Origin of the sequence: Microvirga sp. 3-52 (assembly GCF_018383585.1) — a bacterium.
In the GTDB taxonomy this organism is placed as follows: domain Bacteria; phylum Pseudomonadota; class Alphaproteobacteria; order Rhizobiales; family Beijerinckiaceae; genus Microvirga.
In genome coordinates, this window is record NZ_JAHAMK010000055.1 from 1 (window position 1) to 16,452 (window position 16,452).

15 protein-coding genes and 1 pseudogene are annotated in these 16,452 nt (G+C 63.5%); 4 read left to right on the forward strand and 12 right to left on the reverse strand.

From position 1 onward, the window contains the following. A pseudogene (locus tag KHP60_RS23715) lies at positions 1-300 on the forward strand (ISNCY family transposase); the annotation flags it as partial. A 155-nt stretch (positions 301-455) separates the two neighbouring features. Here KHP60_RS23715 and KHP60_RS23720 read toward each other — a convergent pair. Together KHP60_RS23720 and KHP60_RS23725 are read right to left on the reverse strand one after the other, a co-directional pair. After that, positions 456-1,511, reverse strand: coding sequence for a histone deacetylase family protein (locus KHP60_RS23720; RefSeq protein WP_213566749.1), 1,056 nt, complete (start codon positions 1,509-1,511; stop codon positions 456-458). 25 nt (positions 1,512-1,536) lie between these two features. Next, positions 1,537-1,980, reverse strand: a complete 444-nt coding sequence (locus tag KHP60_RS23725; RefSeq protein ID WP_213566750.1) for an OsmC family protein — start codon at positions 1,978-1,980, stop codon at positions 1,537-1,539. Positions 1,981-2,115: 135 nt separating this feature from the next. On the opposite strand from KHP60_RS23725, the gene mazG reads away from it, so the two are divergent. Continuing rightward, positions 2,116-2,961 (forward strand): nucleoside triphosphate pyrophosphohydrolase, encoded by an 846-nt coding sequence (gene mazG / locus KHP60_RS23730; protein WP_213566751.1) that lies wholly within the window; start codon positions 2,116-2,118, stop codon positions 2,959-2,961. Here the strand turns inward: mazG and hflX are convergent. The 7 genes from hflX to dusB form a co-directional block, all read right to left on the reverse strand. Then, a complete protein-coding gene (gene hflX / locus KHP60_RS23735) occupies positions 2,956-4,350 on the reverse strand; it encodes a GTPase HflX (protein WP_213566752.1) in 1,395 nt (464 codons plus the stop codon). The two genes, mazG and hflX, sit on opposite strands and share 6 nt — an antisense overlap. 1 nt (position 4,351) lies before the next feature. Next, positions 4,352-4,606: an RNA chaperone Hfq gene (hfq, locus tag KHP60_RS23740; RefSeq protein WP_009491222.1), complete on the reverse strand. Its 255-nt coding sequence runs from the start codon at positions 4,604-4,606 to the stop codon at positions 4,352-4,354. A gap of 233 nt (positions 4,607-4,839) precedes the next feature. Then, positions 4,840-6,210, reverse strand: coding sequence for a sigma-54 dependent transcriptional regulator (locus KHP60_RS23745; RefSeq protein ID WP_213566753.1), 1,371 nt, complete (start codon positions 6,208-6,210; stop codon positions 4,840-4,842). Further along, positions 6,207-8,456, reverse strand: coding sequence for a PAS domain-containing sensor histidine kinase (locus tag KHP60_RS23750; protein ID WP_213566754.1), 2,250 nt, complete (start codon positions 8,454-8,456; stop codon positions 6,207-6,209). Before KHP60_RS23750 ends, KHP60_RS23745 begins: the two co-directional genes overlap by 4 nt. Positions 8,457-8,555: 99 nt before the next feature. Then, on the reverse strand, positions 8,556-10,022 hold the full coding sequence (gene ntrC / locus KHP60_RS23755; RefSeq protein ID WP_213566755.1) for a nitrogen regulation protein NR(I): 1,467 nt from the start codon (positions 10,020-10,022) through the stop codon (positions 8,556-8,558). 9 nt (positions 10,023-10,031) lie between these two features. Continuing rightward, a complete protein-coding gene (locus tag KHP60_RS23760) occupies positions 10,032-11,129 on the reverse strand; it encodes a nitrogen regulation protein NR(II) (protein ID WP_213566762.1) in 1,098 nt (365 codons plus the stop codon). Positions 11,130-11,131: 2 nt separating this feature from the next. Continuing rightward, positions 11,132-12,151, reverse strand: a complete 1,020-nt coding sequence (gene dusB, locus KHP60_RS23765; RefSeq protein WP_213566756.1) for a tRNA dihydrouridine synthase DusB — start codon at positions 12,149-12,151, stop codon at positions 11,132-11,134. A gap of 110 nt (positions 12,152-12,261) precedes the next feature. Between dusB and KHP60_RS23770 the strand changes: the two genes are divergently transcribed. Together KHP60_RS23770 and KHP60_RS23775 are read left to right on the forward strand one after the other, a co-directional pair. Next, a complete protein-coding gene (locus KHP60_RS23770; RefSeq protein ID WP_213566757.1) occupies positions 12,262-13,455 on the forward strand; it encodes a bifunctional 2-C-methyl-D-erythritol 4-phosphate cytidylyltransferase/2-C-methyl-D-erythritol 2,4-cyclodiphosphate synthase in 1,194 nt (397 codons plus the stop codon). Between the two features lie 8 nt (positions 13,456-13,463). After that, the gene (locus KHP60_RS23775) at positions 13,464-13,940 is read left to right on the forward strand and encodes a CinA family protein (protein ID WP_249689090.1); all 477 of its coding nucleotides are present in this window, start codon (positions 13,464-13,466) and stop codon (positions 13,938-13,940) included. On the opposite strand, the gene KHP60_RS23780 is transcribed toward KHP60_RS23775, so the two are convergent. The 3 genes from KHP60_RS23780 to lipA are packed head-to-tail and all read right to left on the reverse strand — an operon-like array spanning position 13,941 to position 15,926. Beyond that, on the reverse strand, positions 13,941-14,423 hold the full coding sequence (locus KHP60_RS23780; protein WP_213566759.1) for a type II toxin-antitoxin system RatA family toxin: 483 nt from the start codon (positions 14,421-14,423) through the stop codon (positions 13,941-13,943). Between the two features lie 2 nt (positions 14,424-14,425). After that, positions 14,426-14,950, reverse strand: a complete 525-nt coding sequence (locus KHP60_RS23785) for a hypothetical protein (protein WP_213566760.1) — start codon at positions 14,948-14,950, stop codon at positions 14,426-14,428. Between the two features lie 16 nt (positions 14,951-14,966). Further along, positions 14,967-15,926: a lipoyl synthase gene (gene lipA / locus KHP60_RS23790; RefSeq protein ID WP_213566761.1), complete on the reverse strand. Its 960-nt coding sequence runs from the start codon at positions 15,924-15,926 to the stop codon at positions 14,967-14,969. Positions 15,927-16,452 lie beyond the last annotated feature (526 nt).

Genomic DNA, 16,452 nt, shown 5'->3' on the forward strand with positions numbered 1-16,452 from the left:
TTTCCGGACGGGCGGCTGGAGATCCGCTGGAAGGGGCTGCCGCTGGCCTATGCGGTGTTCGACAAGCTGCAGCGGGTCAATCATGCCGCGATTGTCGAGAATAAGCGGCTGGGCGAGGTGCTGGCCTGGATCAAGGAGCGGCAGGACCAGCGTCCCCCACCGAAGGTCAAGACCAACAGCGAGAAGACCGGCTACAAGCCGCGGGGGGCTAAACGGGGCCGCAAGACGGATGTGATGTCCGATCCGGCTCTCGCTGCCAAACGTGAGCAGGCACTGGCTCGCCTGGCCGCCGCGGAGTGACGTTTCTACTTTGCAGGCCGGCGGACATTTCAATCTGGCAGCCACAGTCTTGATGGGCGAGCGGAGGCACTACTCAAAGCCCTCCTCTGGCATCGAACGGTCCGATGATTATCAAGCTGCGTTGTCAGGCCTTCAGGTTGGATCGGCCATGAGACTTACTCGGCCGCGTTGGCCCGGAATGCAGCAATGAAGGCTGGCGCCGCTTCGGCGACGGCCGCGAGCGAATATCCGCCTTCCTGGACGATCAGAGTCGGCAGGTCGATCTTGCCCCAGATTTCTCCGATACGGGCGAAGGCATCCGACGTGACATTGAGCTTCGACAGCGGATCGTTCCGGTGGGCATCCCAGCCTGCCGACAGCACCAGAGCCTCGGCTCCATGGGCCTGGACCGCCAATGCCAAGCGCTGATTGGCGTCGATGAAGGCCTCGTCATCCGCACCGGGAGCCAGCGGCAGATTGTGGTTGGCTCCCTCGCCCGGCCCTGCCCCTGTTTCGTCGGCGTAGCCGGCGTAATGCGGATAATAGGACGCTGGATCGGTGTGCACGGACCCGTAGAAGACGTCTCGGCGCGTATAGAAAATCGCCTGGGTGCCGTCGCCGTGATGAGTGTCGAAATCGACGATGGCCACTTTAGGAAAATGGCTGCGCAGCACCGCGGCTGCGATGGCGGCATTGTTGAAGAAGCAGAAGCCGGAGGCTCGGTCGGCATAAGCGTGGTGGCCGGGCGGACGGCAAAGGGCGAAGCAGGCTGGCTCTCCCGCCAGTACAGTCTCCGCACCGGCAATCGCCGTCTGCGCCGAGGCGTAAGCGGCCTGGAACGTGCCCGCCATGATCGCGCAGGACATGTCGCCGATATACCAGCCCGTCCGGCCTAGAATCCCGGTCGTGCGCGGCTTGCCACGCTCCTCCAGTTCGATGCCCGAGCCTCTATACGGATGGACGTTCGGCAATACTTCCGGGCCGTGATCGGGGAGTTCGAGAAAGCGATCATAGGCCTCCTCAAGGAAGTCCACGTAGTGCTCGGCATGAACCGCCAAGAGGGCATCGCGGCCGAAATTGCCGGGGTCCGTCTTGATCAATCCTTGCGCTTCCAAGGCGGCAACCAGCGTCGTGGCCCGGTACGGCTTTTCGAAAGGATCCACGATCCGCCCGTGCACCATATACTGCCTGGGCCGGTGGGCCAGTTGAGCTTCCGAGAAGAAGAGCTTCATGATCGTGGTCCCGGATGTTGATGGATCAGGAGGAGGCGACCTCCGTCTCCTCTGCCTCGTCGATTGCCGTCCAGGAATGGGTGATCTTGGCCATGGCGCCCAGCATGATCGAGGCGGAGCAGTATTTTTCCTTGGAAAGCTCGATCGCTCTTTCCACCTTGGCGGGCGCCAGACCCCTGCCCTTGACGCGATAATCGAGATGGATCGCGGTGAAGATCTTGGGGTCGGTCTCGGCCCGCTCGGCGGTGACCTCGACATCGCAGTCCGCGACCTTCTCGCGGCCTTTTCTGAGGATCTGAACCACATCGAAGGCTGTGCATCCGCCCAAACCGATGAGGAGCATCTCCATGGGACGGATGCCGACATTGCGGCCACCGTATTCCGGGGCTCCATCCATGACGACGGCGTGGCCGCTGCCGGCTTCGCCCACGAACATCATGCCATCGACCAGTTTGACCCGCGCTTTCATATGGTTCTGCCTTCAATACGCCTGAAGCATCTCGCTCATCCTTATACCGCTAACGCAGGGTCATGGCGTAAATCCAGCTAGCCCCGCGTTTTGTCCTCAGGCTATGACATCGCCAAAGCGACCAGGGATTTGATCATGAAGCCTTCCACTGACATCACCCGGCTCATCGAGATCATGGCGGCCCTGCGCACGCCCGAAACCGGCTGCCCCTGGGACCTGGAACAGGACTTTGCGTCGATTGCGCCCTACACGCTCGAAGAAGCATACGAGGTCGTGGACGCCATCGAGCGAGGCGATCTGGCAGATCTGCGGGATGAACTCGGAGATTTGCTGCTTCAGGTGGTTTTTCACGCGCGCATGGCGGAAGAGCAGGGTGCGTTCGCCTTCCCCGATGTGGTCGAGGCCATCACGCGAAAGCTCATCAGGCGCCATCCCCACGTCTTCGGCAATACCAAAGATCTATCTCCAGAGGAGGTGAAGACTATCTGGGACTCGATCAAGAGCGAAGAGAAGGCCGAGCGGCGCGCGGCCCGCGAGAGGTTGGGACAATTGCCCGAGGCTCACGAGGCGGGCTTCCTCGGCGGGATTCCAACGGCCCTGCCCGCTTTGACACGCGCCCAGAAGCTGACGGCGAAAGCTGCCAAGGTCGGCTTCGACTGGCCGGAAGCCGTGCAGGTCATCGACAAGATTCATGAAGAGCTGGAGGAGGTTAAGGAAGCCTCCTCATCCGGGGCGCGAGACAGGATCGAGGACGAGATCGGGGACCTTCTGTTTTCCGTCACCAATCTCGCGCGGCATTTCGGCATTGATTCCGAGCGGGCCCTGCGGCGAACGAATGCTAAGTTCGAGCGGCGGTTCAAGGCCATCGAGCTGGCTCTTGGAGAGCAGGACAGGAGCCTCGACGAGGCCTCGCTAGAGGAAATGGAAGAGCTGTGGGTCGCGGCGAAGCGGGCCGAGCGCGAGCCCGGCCCATCGTCATAGGACGCGGGCTCCGGGGAACCGGTTCAGGAAGCGGGGCTCCTTGCCGGACACCAGACGGATCTGGAGGATGGTATGCCCATTCTCCTTCGTCTCGCGCTCCAGAATTTCCGTGTTCTCGTGTAGCCAGGCGAGCCCCTGCCCGTCCTCCGGTGCGACATCGACCTCATAGGTCAGCCGTCCCATGGCCAAGTGCTGTTCAATGGTGGCGAGAAGTTCCGGAATGCCATCCCCGGTCAGAGCTGAGATAAGGATCGGCCGCCTCTCCTCGCCCGTTCGGTGCGACGCGGTGGCAAGCCGTTCACGATCCTGCGGCGAAAGCAGATCAGCCTTGTTCCAGACCTCGACAATGCGTCTCGTATCGTCCGGATCGATGCCGAGTTCGCGCAGGACGATGGCGACATCGCCAGCCTGAGCCTCGGTTTCTCCGTGGGACACGTCGCGGACATGCAGCAGGACATCGGCTTCGACAACGTCCTCCAGGGTCGCGCGGAAGGCCGCCACCAGCATGGTCGGAAGATCGGAGATGAAGCCGACCGTGTCCGACAGAATGGCTTTTTCGCCGTGCGGCAGATCGATGGCGCGGGATGTCGGATCGAGGGTCGCGAACAGCATGTTCTCGGCCAGAACATCGGCCTGGGTCATGCGATTGAACAGGGTCGACTTGCCGGCATTGGTGTAGCCGACAAGGGCGATGATGGGGTAAGGCACCCGCCTGCGGCTCGTGCGGTGAAGGGAGCGCGTCTTCACAACGCCCTCCAGATCCCGCTCGATCCGGTTCATGCGCTCCTGGATCAGGCGCCTGTCGGCCTCGATCTGCGTCTCGCCAGGGCCGCCGAGGAAGCCGAAGCCGCCGCGCTGGCGCTCAAGGTGCGTCCAGGAGCGGACCAGTCGGCCCTTCTGATAGGACAGATGGGCCAGTTCGACCTGGAGAGTGCCCTCTTTCGACCGCGCCCGTCGCCCGAAGATTTCAAGGATCAGGCCGGTGCGGTCGATGACCTTTGCACCCCAGGCCTTCTCGAGATTGCGCTGCTGCACAGGGCTGAGTGCGCAATCCATGACGACGAGGCCGACCTCCTCAGCCCGGATCAGTCCGGCCAGTTCGTCGACCTTGCCGCTGCCGATGAAAGTGGCAGGTCGGGGTGAGGACAGGGGGGCTATCAGCGATTGCGTGATCGTCAAATCGATCGCGAGCGCGAGGCCGGTGATCTCATCGAGGCGAGCTTCCGCGGGACGTGGATTGGTACCTTCCCCGTCTGCTTCGCCTGAACCGCGCCTCCTGCGGGTCAGATACGGACCGATGACGAGCGTCCTTGTTCCCGCCGCAACCTCTTTTTCAGGTTCGGCAAGCTGGGCGAGACGTTCTTCCCCCGGACTACGTGGTTCCGTCACCTCAAGCCTTCTCGCCAGCCTCGTCGATCTGGTCGAACAACTGCACGGGCTGTCCTGGCATGATGGTGGAAATGGCGTGTTTGTAAACCAGCTGGGAATGACCATCCCTGCGCAGAAGGACGCAGAAGTTGTCGAACCAGGTAACGACACCCTGAAGCTTCACCCCGTTCACGAGAAAGATCGTCAGGGGGATTTTTTGCTTCCGGACGTAGTTCAGAAAGGTGTCCTGAAGATTCTGCGCGCGATCGCCCGCCATTGAAGTTGCCTCGCCAGCCCATCGCCGCCGGTCTTGGCTATGGGGCCGCCTGAATATGGTTGTCCGCTTTCGTGCGGTCGGTGACCGGCACGTCTATTACAGGGCGAACAGCGGCATTCGGCAAGGGGGGCGCAACGGTTCTACCTCCTCGGAGCATATTTTCCCGTGGATTGTAGGTTTTCGTTCTTTCCAGCCCCAGGATAATGGGCCTGCCCTGTAACGGTGAAGCGCCTTTAGCCGCCTATCCCGAGGGATTTCAGCTTCCGGTGCAGAGCCGAGCGCTCCATGCCGATGAACTCCGCCGTTCGGGAGATGTTGCCGCTGAAGCGTGCGATCTGCGCGAGGAGGTACTCGCGCTCGAAGATCTCACGGGCCTCACGGAGAGGCAGGCTCATGAGCTTCTCGCCCCCTGCCCCACCTGGAGTGCTTGGAACGAGCGCGCCAATCTCGGTGGGCAACATGTCGGCGGTGATCTCTGCATCGGCATCGCCGGAGGTGAGAATCATCAGCCGTTCGACGTTGTTGCGAAGCTGCCGCACATTGCCTGGCCAGTCATGCGATTGCAGGACCGCCATGGCGTCTTCCGCAATGCGTCGCTTCGGCAGTCCCGTCGTGGACGAAATCTGCTCCATGAAGAACTCGATCAGCTCCGGTACATCCTCGCGCCGCTCGGCGAGCGACGGCACGCGGATCGGAATCACGCCGAGCCGATGGAACAGATCCTCCCGGAACTGGCCGGCCGCGATGGCGGCGGGGAGGTCGCGGCTGGAGGATGAAACAATGCGCACGTCCACATGGACCCGTGTCGTTCCTCCGATGCGCTGGAAATTCTGATCGACCAGAACGCGCAGGATTCGGCTCTGTGTCTCCCGCGGCATGTCGGCGATTTCGTCGATATAGAGAGTGCCGCCATGGGCCTCCTCGAGAGCGCCGACACGACGTGCCCCGCCCTCGCCCCCTTCGGTGCCGAAGAGCTCAGCCTCCATGGTGTCGGGGGTGATCGTTGCGGCCGACAGGACGACGAACGGACCATTGGCGCGCGTGGAGAGGCTGTGGACGGTCCGGGCCGTAAGCTCCTTGCCGGAACCGGGCGCACCCGTGATCAGGATGCGGGCGTTGGTCGGAGCCGCCCGTTCCACTGCCTGCCGCAACTGGTTGATGACGATCGAACGGCCAGCGATGCGGCTGGCCTGAACCGAACGGGAGCGCAGGTCGCGGACCTCGCGCTTCAGGCGCGAAGCCTCAAGGGCACGTTCCGCCACAAGAACGAGCCGGTCCGCTTTGAAGGGCTTCTCGATGAAGTCGTAGGCGCCCGCCTTGATGGCCGAGACGGCCGTCTCGATGTTGCCGTGACCGGAGATCATCACAACCGGCAGATCAGGATGCTGGGCCTTGACGATCTCCAAAACCTGGAGCCCGTCGAGCCGGCTTCCCTGCAGCCAGATGTCGAGGAAGACGAGGTGAGGACGCCGCGTCTCGATGGCGGCCAAAGCTTCATCGGACGTACCGGCCGTGCGGGTGCGGTGCCCTTCATCCTCGAGGATGCCGGCCACCAGCTCACGAATATCGACTTCATCGTCGACGACGAGAATATCAGCGCTCATAGGCTTGCCCTGCGAGAGTCGTTTCGGCCGGAAGCGACCGAAGTCTCTTCCGATGCCACATGCTTCGTCTTCGGGATCCACATGCGAACCTGCCCGCCCCTGCCAGTGGGATTGTCGGCCAGTTCCATGCCACCTCCGTGGTCTTCCAAGATCTTTGCAACGATCGGCAGGCCCAGTCCGGTTCCGCCCTCGCGTGTCGTCATGTAGGGCTCCAGGAGGCGCTGCCGCCCTTCGACCGGGAACCCCTTGCCGTTGTCGGTCACGGCCAGGATCAGATAATCCGGATGGCTGTCGTCGAGGAGCACCGAAATCTGCGCCCGACCCCTTTCATCCTCCGGCACCGCCGCAATCGCCTCCGTTGCATTCTTGACGATGTTCGTGACGGCCTGAGAGACGAGCCGGCGGTCGAAAGGTGCAACGAGGGAGCCCGCCGGAACCTGATCGACAAACTCGATCTCGGGATGGGCGATCTTCATCATGAAGATCACCTGGCGGATCGTCTCGGCGAGATCCTCGTTGCCGATGGTCGGCTTCGGCATGCGGGCGAAGGACGAGAACTCGTCGACCATCCGCTTGATGTCATCGACCTGCCGGACAATCGTGTCCGTGCATTGATCGAATACTTCCCGATCCGTGGTGATGACCTTGCCGTATTTCCGGCGGATGCGCTCTGCCGACAGCTGGATCGGCGTCAGGGGGTTCTTGATCTCGTGCGCAATGCGCCGTGCCACATCGGCCCAGGCGGAGGTGCGCTGCGCCACCACGAGATCCGTGATGTCGTCGAGAGTGATGACGAGATCTCTCTTCTCGGCACGTGCCTGCTCGCTGGTCACCCGCACGTTGATGGTGCGTTCCTTGCCCTGTCGGGAGATATGGATCTGCTGCTGCATCAGGCGCTGGCGGCCATGGCTCATCTCCTCGACGAGTGGCGCCACCTCGGGCAGGACGATCATGATCGGCTGGCCGAGCAATTCCTTGTGGGAGGTGCCGAGCAGGGCTTCCGTCGACGGATTGACGATGGTGATCAGTCCTCGCGCATTGACGCCGATGACGCCGGCCGAAACGCCCGCCAGAACCGCCTCGGTGAAACGCCGCCGCCGATCCATGAGGTCGCTGGCGGTGGTCAATCCATCGTGCTGGCGGCGCAGCTCCGAGGTCATCTTGTTGAACGTCTCGCCGAGATGTCCCAGGTCGCCCTCGCCCCGCTTTACAGGGACCTGGACATAGAAATTGCCGGTCGCCACCTGATCGGTCGCATGGATGAGGCGCCGGATCGGGGCGACAAGGCGGTTGGCGAAGTTCAGCCCGAACCAGACGGCCGAGAGCAGCACGATCAGCGCGATCAGAGTGAACATGGAAGCGAACGCGATCTGAATGCCCGCCTTCTTCTGGTCGAGGGCCTCATAGAAGGCGACACCAGCCTCGGCGACTTGAGGGAACTCGAGCGCGCGGGGATCGACCTCCCTGGCGACGTACAGGATGCGTCCACCGTGGGCATCCAGCTTCAAGGCGGAGCGGAAGATGTTGCCGGATTTCGGGAAAAGGCAGAGAGCCTCCCGGTTGCTCGCTTCCTGCAAGTCCGTCGGCGTCGGCTGGGGAACGTTCTCGAGCTTCTTGACTTCGATCCGTTCGACCACCGAACCGTCCGTATCGACGATCATGGCGAGCGGAAAGCCGAGGAAGACGGAACGGGAATTCATGAACTCCCGAAAGAGGTTGCGGTCCGCATCATAGAGAACCTTGGCGCGATTGAGATCGGCCGCCATCAGCTGGGTTTCCCGGGCGAGCGTACGGCACTGCAATTCGCGATAGGACCGAGCGATGGAGACCGTGTTGGTCATCAGGTCTTTCAGCGCGCCCGTAAACCAGGGGTCGAGGCCGCGCTCCAGGGTGACCGTCGCGACGGCCGCGACCAGGATGGCCGGCAGGACCGCCACGAGGCTGAACAGGCCGACGATCCTCACGTGAAGACCGGCAGCCGCCGCCCCTGCCCTTCGCTCACGCACGAGTTTCCGGGTCTGCCAGGCGACGATCCCGAGAAGCAGGGCGATCAGCAGGCCGTTCAGCAGGAAGACCCACACGACAACGTTGTGGGTCGGCAGCAGAGGGGTCGCGCCGGCGAGAATCAGGAAGGTGGCAAGGGCCGAGGCCAGCGCCGACAGCACGGCGCCATATCCCAGCCAGCCGAGGCCGCTCTGGGACGGCTCGGCCGTCTGCCGTTGTGCAATGGTGTCCTGGTCGATCAAGACTGAAGCCCCGCCAATCGGGTGCTTTCGGTGCAGCACCCTGTTAGTGGGTGATGCACCAACACAACACTGTGGTCAAATTATTACAGCAGCCAAGGCTCAGGCGCGATTGGATCGGACCACCATGAGCTCGAGATCCCGCACCTTCTTGCGAAGCGTGTTGCGGTTGACCCCGAGAAGCTCGGCCGCGCGAATCTGATTGCCTCGGGTCGCCGCAAGGGCAGCCCCGATTAGGGGGCCCTCGATCTCGCGCAGGACGCGGTGATAGAGGCCGGGAGGCGGGAGCGTATCCCTGAATCCGGAGAAATACTCGTTCAGGTGCCGCTCGACGGCATCGGACAGGCCCTCCGAGTTCTGCAGGGACGACTGAGAAGCCTTCCCGACGGGCTGAGGCGGCAGCAGAGGTTGGGAGTCGAGCTCTGCATCGATGATGGCCCCGGTGATGGTATCCTGGGGATAGAGGGCTGCCAAACGCCGCACCAGGTTTTCCAGCTCGCGGACATTGCCGGGCCAGCGGTACCGCTTCAGCCTGTCCATGGCCTCAACGTCGAGCTGCTTGCGTGCAAGGCCCTCCTTCTCCACCAGCATGAAGAAATGGCGTGCCAGATCTGGGATATCCTCCACCCGCTCGCGCAGCGGAGGAAGCCGCAGGGGCACCACGTTGAGCCGGAAATAGAGGTCCTCCCGGAAGAGGCCCTGCTGGATCAGCACGCGTAGGTCCTTGTTCGTCGCCGCGACGATGCGGACATTGGTCTTAATTGGCACGCGGCCGCCGACGGTCGTATACTCACCCTGCTGGAGGACGCGCAGGAGGCGGGTCTGGGCCTCCATGGGCATGTCGCCGATCTCGTCGAGGAAAAGCGTACCCCCTTCTGCCTGTTCGAAACGCCCCGTGCTGCGGGCGGTCGCGCCGGTGAAGGCACCCTTCTCGTGCCCGAAGAGTTCGGATTCGATCAATTCCCGCGGGATCGCCGCCATGTTCACGGCCACGAACGGACCCTGCCGGCGCTTGCCGTAATCGTGCAGCGCCTTGGCCACGAGTTCCTTGCCGGTGCCGGACTCGCCCGTGATCATCACGGTCAGGTCGGTGGGCATCAGACGGGCGAGCGCCCGGTAGATCTCCTGCATGGCGTGGGAGCGGCCGACGAGCGGGATATCCTCGTTCTCCGGTGCCGGGTTGGCTCCGATGGGCACGTTCCGGGGCCGAGACAGAGCCCGGCCGACGACGGCGACGAGTTCCTTCAGATCGAAGGGCTTCGGCAGGTATTCGTAGGCTCCACGCTCGGAAGCCTTGATGGCGGTCATGAACGTGTTCTGGGCGCTCATGACGATGATCGGCAGCTCCGGGCGGATCTTCTTGATGCGGGGCAGGAGGTCGAAGGCGTTCTCGTCCGGCATCATCACGTCCGTGATGACGAGATCGCCCTCCCCCTGAGCCACCCAACGCCAGAGTGTCGCGGCGTTGCTTGTAGAGCGAACCTCGTATCCGGCCCGAGATAGCGCTTGATTCAGGACGGTCCGGATGGCGGCATCGTCGTCAGCGAGAAGAATCTGTCCGCTTGGCATTGTTTGATCTCACAAATCGGCCCCGCGGCCGTCATCGGCGCGGTGCATAGGCAAGAGGATTCGGAAAGTGGTCCGTCTCGGCGCAGGCTCGCATTCGACGATCCCGCCGTGGTCGCCGACGATCTTTGCCACGAGGGCGAGTCCCAGGCCGCTGCCCTGGACCTTGGTCGTCACGAAAGGATCGAAAAGATCACTCATCAGCTCGGGAGGAATGCCGGGCCCGTTGTCGATGACGCTCAGCTCGATCGGTAGGCTGACCCTTTCCTGGGAGCCGGGGACCTGGAGCCGAACGCCGGTCCGGAAGGCAGTGGTCAGGATGATCTCGCCGTCCGGGGCATCGATTCCGATCGCTTCCGCCGCGTTCTTGACCAGGTTCAGGATGACCTGGATCAGCTGGTCGCGGTTGCCGAGCACCGGCGGGAGCGAGGGATCGTAGTTCTCGACGAAGCGGATATGGCGGGCAAAGCCCGATTGTGCGAGGCGTTTTACGTGATCGAGCACGCCGTGGATGTTCACGGGGCCCCGTTCAACGGGCCTTTCCTCGCCGAAAACCTCCATGCGCTCCACAAGCTTTACGATGCGATCGGTCTCGTCGCAGATGAGCCGAGTGAGGAGACGATCATCCTCGCTTGCCGATTGCTCGAGAAGCTGCGCCGCGCCCCGGATGCCGGAGAGTGGATTTTTGATCTCGTGTGCCAGCAGGGCGCCCAGCGCCGTGATCGACCGGGCGGCCCCGCGATGGGTCAATTGACGGTTCATCTTGTCGGCAATGGTCCGCTCCTGGAGCATGACGATCACGCTGTCGCCGTCATCACCCAGCGGACTTGCCGAAACGTCGACGATGCGCTCCGCCCCGAGCCGCGGGCTGCCGATGTCGACGCGATGCTCGCTGACGCTGGAGCCCCGCTGCCGAACATCCTCCACGAGTGCCATTACCGGCGAGCCGAAGGGAAGGAAGTCGCTGAGCTTCTGGCGCAGCATCATGCGCAGGCTCACGTCGAAGAAGGACTCGGCTGCGGCATTGGCATGCACAATCCGGTGTTCCGGCCCGACCGTCAGAACCGGGATCGGCAGCGCATTCATGATGAGATCGTTGAAGGCCGCCATCGTCATGCCGCCTCCCGATCCTGGCGGCCGTAGAGAGAGCGCAGCATGGCGATCACGGTCTTGGGTTCCTCAGATGTCACGAGAGCCGCCCGAACGTTCGGTGCGATGCGGAAGCCTGTAGCCACGGCCACATCGGCATAGGCGGCAAGGTGCTTGCGGGCATGGCGGATGCCGACCTTCTCACCGTAGAGGGACAGGAGCCCCTCGTAATGCTCGACGGCGATCTCGGTCATTTCCCCGGGCGATGGGTCGGGAATGGTCACGCCTTGCAAGGCGGCACCGATTTGACCGACGAGCCAAGGCCTGCCGACCGCCGAGCGGCCGACCATCACGGCAGCGGCACCCGAGGCCGACAGGCAGCGTCTCGCATCGTCCAGCGAGCCGATATCGCCATTGGCGATAACAGGAATGCTGACGCTACGGACAACGGCCGCGATGGCTTTCCAATCGGCTTGTCCCTTGTAGAACTGCTGGCGTGTCCGGCCGTGGACGGTTACGGCTTGTACCCCGAGGCTCTCGGCCCGGCGGGCGAGGTCCGGCGCGTTGATCGCGTCGAGGTCCCAGCCGAGCCGCATCTTGACGGTCACGGGAACGCTCGCCGCCTTCACTGTCGCCTCGATGAGGCGCGCGGCGTGATCAAGGTCGCGCATGAGGGCCGACCCGGCATAGCCGCCGATCACCCGCTTGGCCGGGCAGCCCATGTTGATGTCGATGACGTGGGCCCCCGCTCCTTCCGCCACGCGCGCGGCTTCTCCCATCCAGTGTGGCTCGCATCCGGCCAACTGCACGACGTGAGGCGCGATCCCGGCACCTTCAGCCCTCAACTGCGCCTCTTCCGAGCCTTTGACCAGCTCGTCCGATGCGACCATTTCCGACACGACGAGACCGGCTCCAAGGCGTCTGGCAATGCGCCGGAAGGCGACATCGGTGACCCCGGACAAAGGTGCGAGAATGGCCGCGGCTTCGACCCGTACGGGACCGATGCTGAAGCCGTCATCGCCTAATTTTTGATCACAATCCATTGTGCCTAATCAATAGCCATTTCAGCGGCAGGTTCAAGCCCTTCCTGTCAGGATTTGCCTTCTTCCCACCTGACCCTTAGGAGAGCGTTCGTCTGAGAGAGCTCGCCAGAATGACAGTTGCCGCACTCATCGTTGCCGCAGGACGTGGCTCAAGAGCGGGTGAAGGGATCCCAAAGCAGTACCGGCAGTTGCAGGGAAAGCCGGTGCTGGCAAGAACGCTTTGGGCTCTTCTTTCTCACTCTGGGATCAGTCGAACCGTCGTGGTGATCCACCCTGACGATCGTGATTTTTATGAAGAAGCGATTCGGACGTTACCATCCCCTTCCTGGTCAATTCTGCCATGCGTCCATGGCGGCGAGACGAGACAGGATTCGGTGCGGAACGGACTCGAAGCCTTGGCAACGCTGAATCCCGAGATCGTTCTGGTTCACGATGCGGCGCGCCCTTTTGTCGGACCCGATCTTATCGACCGGGCTGTCGAAGCGGCCGAGCGATGGAGCGCAGCCGTCCCGGGAACGCCCGTCACTGACACCATCAAGGTGATCGGCGACCAATCCGAAGTGCTCTCCACGCCGGACCGTTCGAGGCTGCGGGCCGTTCAGACGCCGCAGGCTTTCCGTTTCCCTCAGCTTCTAGACGCACACCGCAAAGCGGCCGCTTCGGATCTGCACAGTTTCACGGATGACGGCGCCTTGGCCGAATGGGCCGGTCTGCCGGTCCATGTCTTCGAGGGCGAATCCGATAATATCAAGCTCACCCATCCGGTGGACTTCCAGGAGGCCGAGCGGCGTTTGAAAGGCGAAGAGATGACTTGCGTAACCCGTCTGGGCACCGGTTTCGACGTTCATGCCTTCAGCGAGGGCGATCATGTCTGGCTCGGCGGGATCAAGGTGCCCCATGACCGCGGCGTCATTGCCCATTCGGACGGGGACGTGATCCTGCATGCACTGACGGACGCTCTCCTTGGCGCCCTCGCCGACGGGGACATCGGCACCCATTTCCCGCCGAGCGATCAGCAATGGCGCGGCGCCTCCTCCGACCGGTTTCTGGCCCATGCGGTGGAACTCGTCCGTAAACGCGGCGGTATCGTCGACCATCTCGACAGCACCCTCCTCTGTGAAATGCCGCGGTTGGGGCCCCACCGGGAAGCGATGCGGCAGCGGATCGCCGAGATCGCAGGGCTTCGTCTGGATCAGGTCTCGCTCAAGGCGACCACGACCGAGAAGCTCGGATTTACCGGCCGCCGCGAGGGCATCGCCGCCCAGGCTGCCGCGACGATCCGCCTGCCGGAGGTGAGCGCATGAGGCCGGAGATGACGGACCGCGCTGCGGCGCTCCTGGACGCCTATCGGGATAAGGGCCTGAAGATCGCCACTGCCGAATCCTGTACCGGCGGCCTCGTGGCGGCCCTGCTGACGGAGATTTCCGGCTCCTCGGCCGTCGTGGAGCGCGGGTTCGTGACCTATTCCAACGAGGCCAAGACCGAGCTGATCGGCGTGCCGGCCGACCTGGTCGCCTCCCATGGAGCCGTGAGCGAGCCGGTGGCCCGGGCCATGGCCGAGGGGGCGCTGGCTCATTCCCGGGCGCAGGTGGCGGTTGCCGTCACCGGCGTGGCCGGCCCAACCGGGGGAACCGCCACGAAGCCGGTGGGGCTCGTCCATTTCGCCCTGGCCAGGACAGGGGCCGCAACGATCCATCTGGAGCGGCGCTACGGCGACCTTGGCCGCGTGAATGTCCGCCACCGGGCGGTGGAGGATGCGCTGTCGTTGCTGGAGCAGGCGGTTCGCTGATCAGGCGGTCCTCGCTCCGGCCTGGGTTTTTGATGGCGCCCCGTAGATCTCGTCCGCCCGCTCCTCGAAGGCTTCGGTGAACTTGCGGAAGGCCTTGTCGAAGACGCTGCCCATGAGGAGGCCGAGCGCGAAGCTCTTGAACTCGTAGTTGATATAGAACTCCACCTCGCAGCCCTCCGGCGCCTCGCAGAAGGTCCAACGGTTTTCGAGATACTTGAACGGACCGTCCACGTACTCGACCGTGATCTTAAGGCGTGGGTCGTCCAGGGTCACGCGGGTGGTGAAGGTTTCCTTGATGGCCTTGTAGCCCACCGACATGGAGGCCACGAGCGACTCGATGCCCTCCCCGCTCTGAACGCGGCGCATGACCCGCAGATCCTCGCACAGGGGCAGGAATTCCGGATAGCGCTCCACATCGGCGACGAGGGCGAACATCTGGGCCGGACTATGCTTGACGGAACGCGTAGTGCGAAAGGTCGGCATGCTCAGGCGGCCTCTTTGAGAGTGGTGAGAGCGGCCTCCAGGGCCGTGATGTCGGAGCGGGAATGCAGCACGTAAACACGCTGATCGGGCCGCAGACGCTCCAGCATGCGGATGGTCTTCGGCCGCATCTTTTCGGGATAGGACCAGATCCAGCGCATGAAGGACCAATCGAAGCGCTCCGGCCCGGCGGTGCCGAGATCGGGGCGCGGGCGACCATAGTTCCTGGCGACCCGCCAGAGCACGCTCAAAGCGCATTGCCAGCGCGGCAGGTCGAGCCAGACGACGGCGGTGGCACGGGGTACGCGGATATCGAAGGTGCTGGCATAGTTGCCGTCCATCACCCAGGCCGGCCTTGCCGCGAGAGCCTTTACCCGCTCCCGCCATTCTGTCCTGGGGGGCGTGGTCCAGCCGGGCCCGAAATACTCCCGATCCAGATGGATGAGCGGCAGGTCCAGGCGCCCGGCGAGGCGGCTCGCCAGGGTGCTCTTGCCCGCGCCCGGGCTGCCGATGACCAGAATGCGCTGCATGGGCTCCTGCGAATCTCTAGCCGAGCTTCGTCAGACGAGCCGCCTTCAGCTTGGCAAAATCCTCACCCGCATGATGCGAAGAGCGCGTCAGCGGGGTCGAGGAGACCAGGAGGAAACCCTTGGCATAGGCCGTGGTTTCATAGGCCTTGAACTCGTCCGGCGTTACGAAGCGGATCACCTGATGGTGCTTCTTCGTCGGCTGAAGGTACTGGCCGATGGTCATGAAATCCACGTCCGCCGAACGCAGGTCGTCCATGAGCTGAAGGACCTCGTTCCGCTCCTCCCCGAGGCCGACCATGATGCCGGACTTGGTGAAGATCGTCGGGTCGAGCTCCTTCACCTGCTGCAGCAGGCGGATGGAGTGGAAATAACGCGCGCCGGGGCGGACCTTCAGATACTTGGACGGCACGGTTTCAAGATTGTGGTTGAACACGTCGGGCTTGGCCGCGACCACGATCTCGAGCGCGCCGGGCTTCCTCAGGAAGTCGGGCGTCAGGATCTCGACGGTAGTCTTCGGGCTGCGTGCGCGGATGGCACGGATCACGTCGGCGAAATGCTGCGCGCCGCCGTCGGCGAGGTCGTCCCGGTCGACCGAGGTGATGACGACGTGCTCCAGGCCGAGCTTCTCCACGGCCCTGGCCACGCTCTCGGGCTCGTTCGGATCGAGCGCCTGCGGCAGGCCGGTCTTCACGTTGCAGAAGGCGCAGGCCCGGGTGCACGTGTCGCCCATGATCATGAAGGTGGCGTGCTTCTTCTCCCAGCACTCGCCGATATTGGGGCAGCCCGCCTCCTCGCAGACGGTCACGAGCTTGTTCTCGCGCACGATCCGGTTGGTCTCGGCCCATTTGGGCGATCCCGGGGCCTTCACGCGAATCCAGTCCGGCTTGCGCTGCTGAACGGGCTGATCCGGCCGATGCGCCTTTTCCGGGTGGCGAGGACGCTGATCCTTGTTGAGGAGGTCGAGAACGACGGCCATGAAGCAAAAATCCCTTGAGCGAAGGGGCGTGCCCTTCCCGCATGCCGCTGATTTAAGGCTTCTGGCGCCCATTCGCAAATGCTCAGATGACAGGGCAGCCTCGGACATACGGGATAGGCTGGTTTGAATGTATCCTCCACGCCGTCACCTCCTCCGCGTCATCACACCCACCACGTCATCACCGGGCCTGTCCCGGTGATCCCGATGCCTGAAGCGCGGCGCCTCTCAGCATCGGGATGGCTGGGTCAGGCCCGGCCATGACGTGGGAGGGTGTGATGACGTGTGAGGGTGGGATGACGTCTGCGGGGGGATGATCGTCTCCTGTCCAAGAGCCAGCACCTGTAGGCCCAGGGCTTGGGAGCCCTGAGCCGTCAGGTTGATCGAGGGAGGTGCGACGGGCCGCCCGGTTCGATGACTATGGGTGAGATGGAAGAGCCGGACGGCGCTTCGCACGCGGTACTTTTCAGGCGGACCTCCTGCGCTGTCAGCCCAGGGTCGGCCTCCCGCGATCACAGGCGTGCGAGGC

Coding starts and splice junctions, on each gene's coding strand:
- KHP60_RS23720 (WP_213566749.1), bottom strand. CDS start 1,511: ATGAAGCTCTTCTTCTCGGAAGCTCAACTGGCCCACCGGCCCAGGCAG.
- KHP60_RS23725 (WP_213566750.1), bottom strand. CDS start 1,980: ATGAAAGCGCGGGTCAAACTGGTCGATGGCATGATGTTCGTGGGCGAA.
- mazG (WP_213566751.1), top strand. CDS start 2,116: ATGAAGCCTTCCACTGACATCACCCGGCTCATCGAGATCATGGCGGCC.
- hfq (WP_009491222.1), bottom strand. CDS start 4,606: ATGGCGGGCGATCGCGCGCAGAATCTTCAGGACACCTTTCTGAACTAC.
- KHP60_RS23745 (WP_213566753.1), bottom strand. CDS start 6,210: ATGAGCGCTGATATTCTCGTCGTCGACGATGAAGTCGATATTCGTGAG.
- ntrC (WP_213566755.1), bottom strand. CDS start 10,022: ATGCCAAGCGGACAGATTCTTCTCGCTGACGACGATGCCGCCATCCGG.
- KHP60_RS23760 (WP_213566762.1), bottom strand. CDS start 11,129: ATGGCGGCCTTCAACGATCTCATCATGAATGCGCTGCCGATCCCGGTT.
- dusB (WP_213566756.1), bottom strand. CDS start 12,151: ATGGATTGTGATCAAAAATTAGGCGATGACGGCTTCAGCATCGGTCCC.
- KHP60_RS23770 (WP_213566757.1), top strand. CDS start 12,262: ATGACAGTTGCCGCACTCATCGTTGCCGCAGGACGTGGCTCAAGAGCG.
- KHP60_RS23775 (WP_249689090.1), top strand. CDS start 13,464: ATGACGGACCGCGCTGCGGCGCTCCTGGACGCCTATCGGGATAAGGGC.
- KHP60_RS23780 (WP_213566759.1), bottom strand. CDS start 14,423: ATGCCGACCTTTCGCACTACGCGTTCCGTCAAGCATAGTCCGGCCCAG.
- KHP60_RS23785 (WP_213566760.1), bottom strand. CDS start 14,950: ATGCAGCGCATTCTGGTCATCGGCAGCCCGGGCGCGGGCAAGAGCACC.
- lipA (WP_213566761.1), bottom strand. CDS start 15,926: ATGGCCGTCGTTCTCGACCTCCTCAACAAGGATCAGCGTCCTCGCCAC.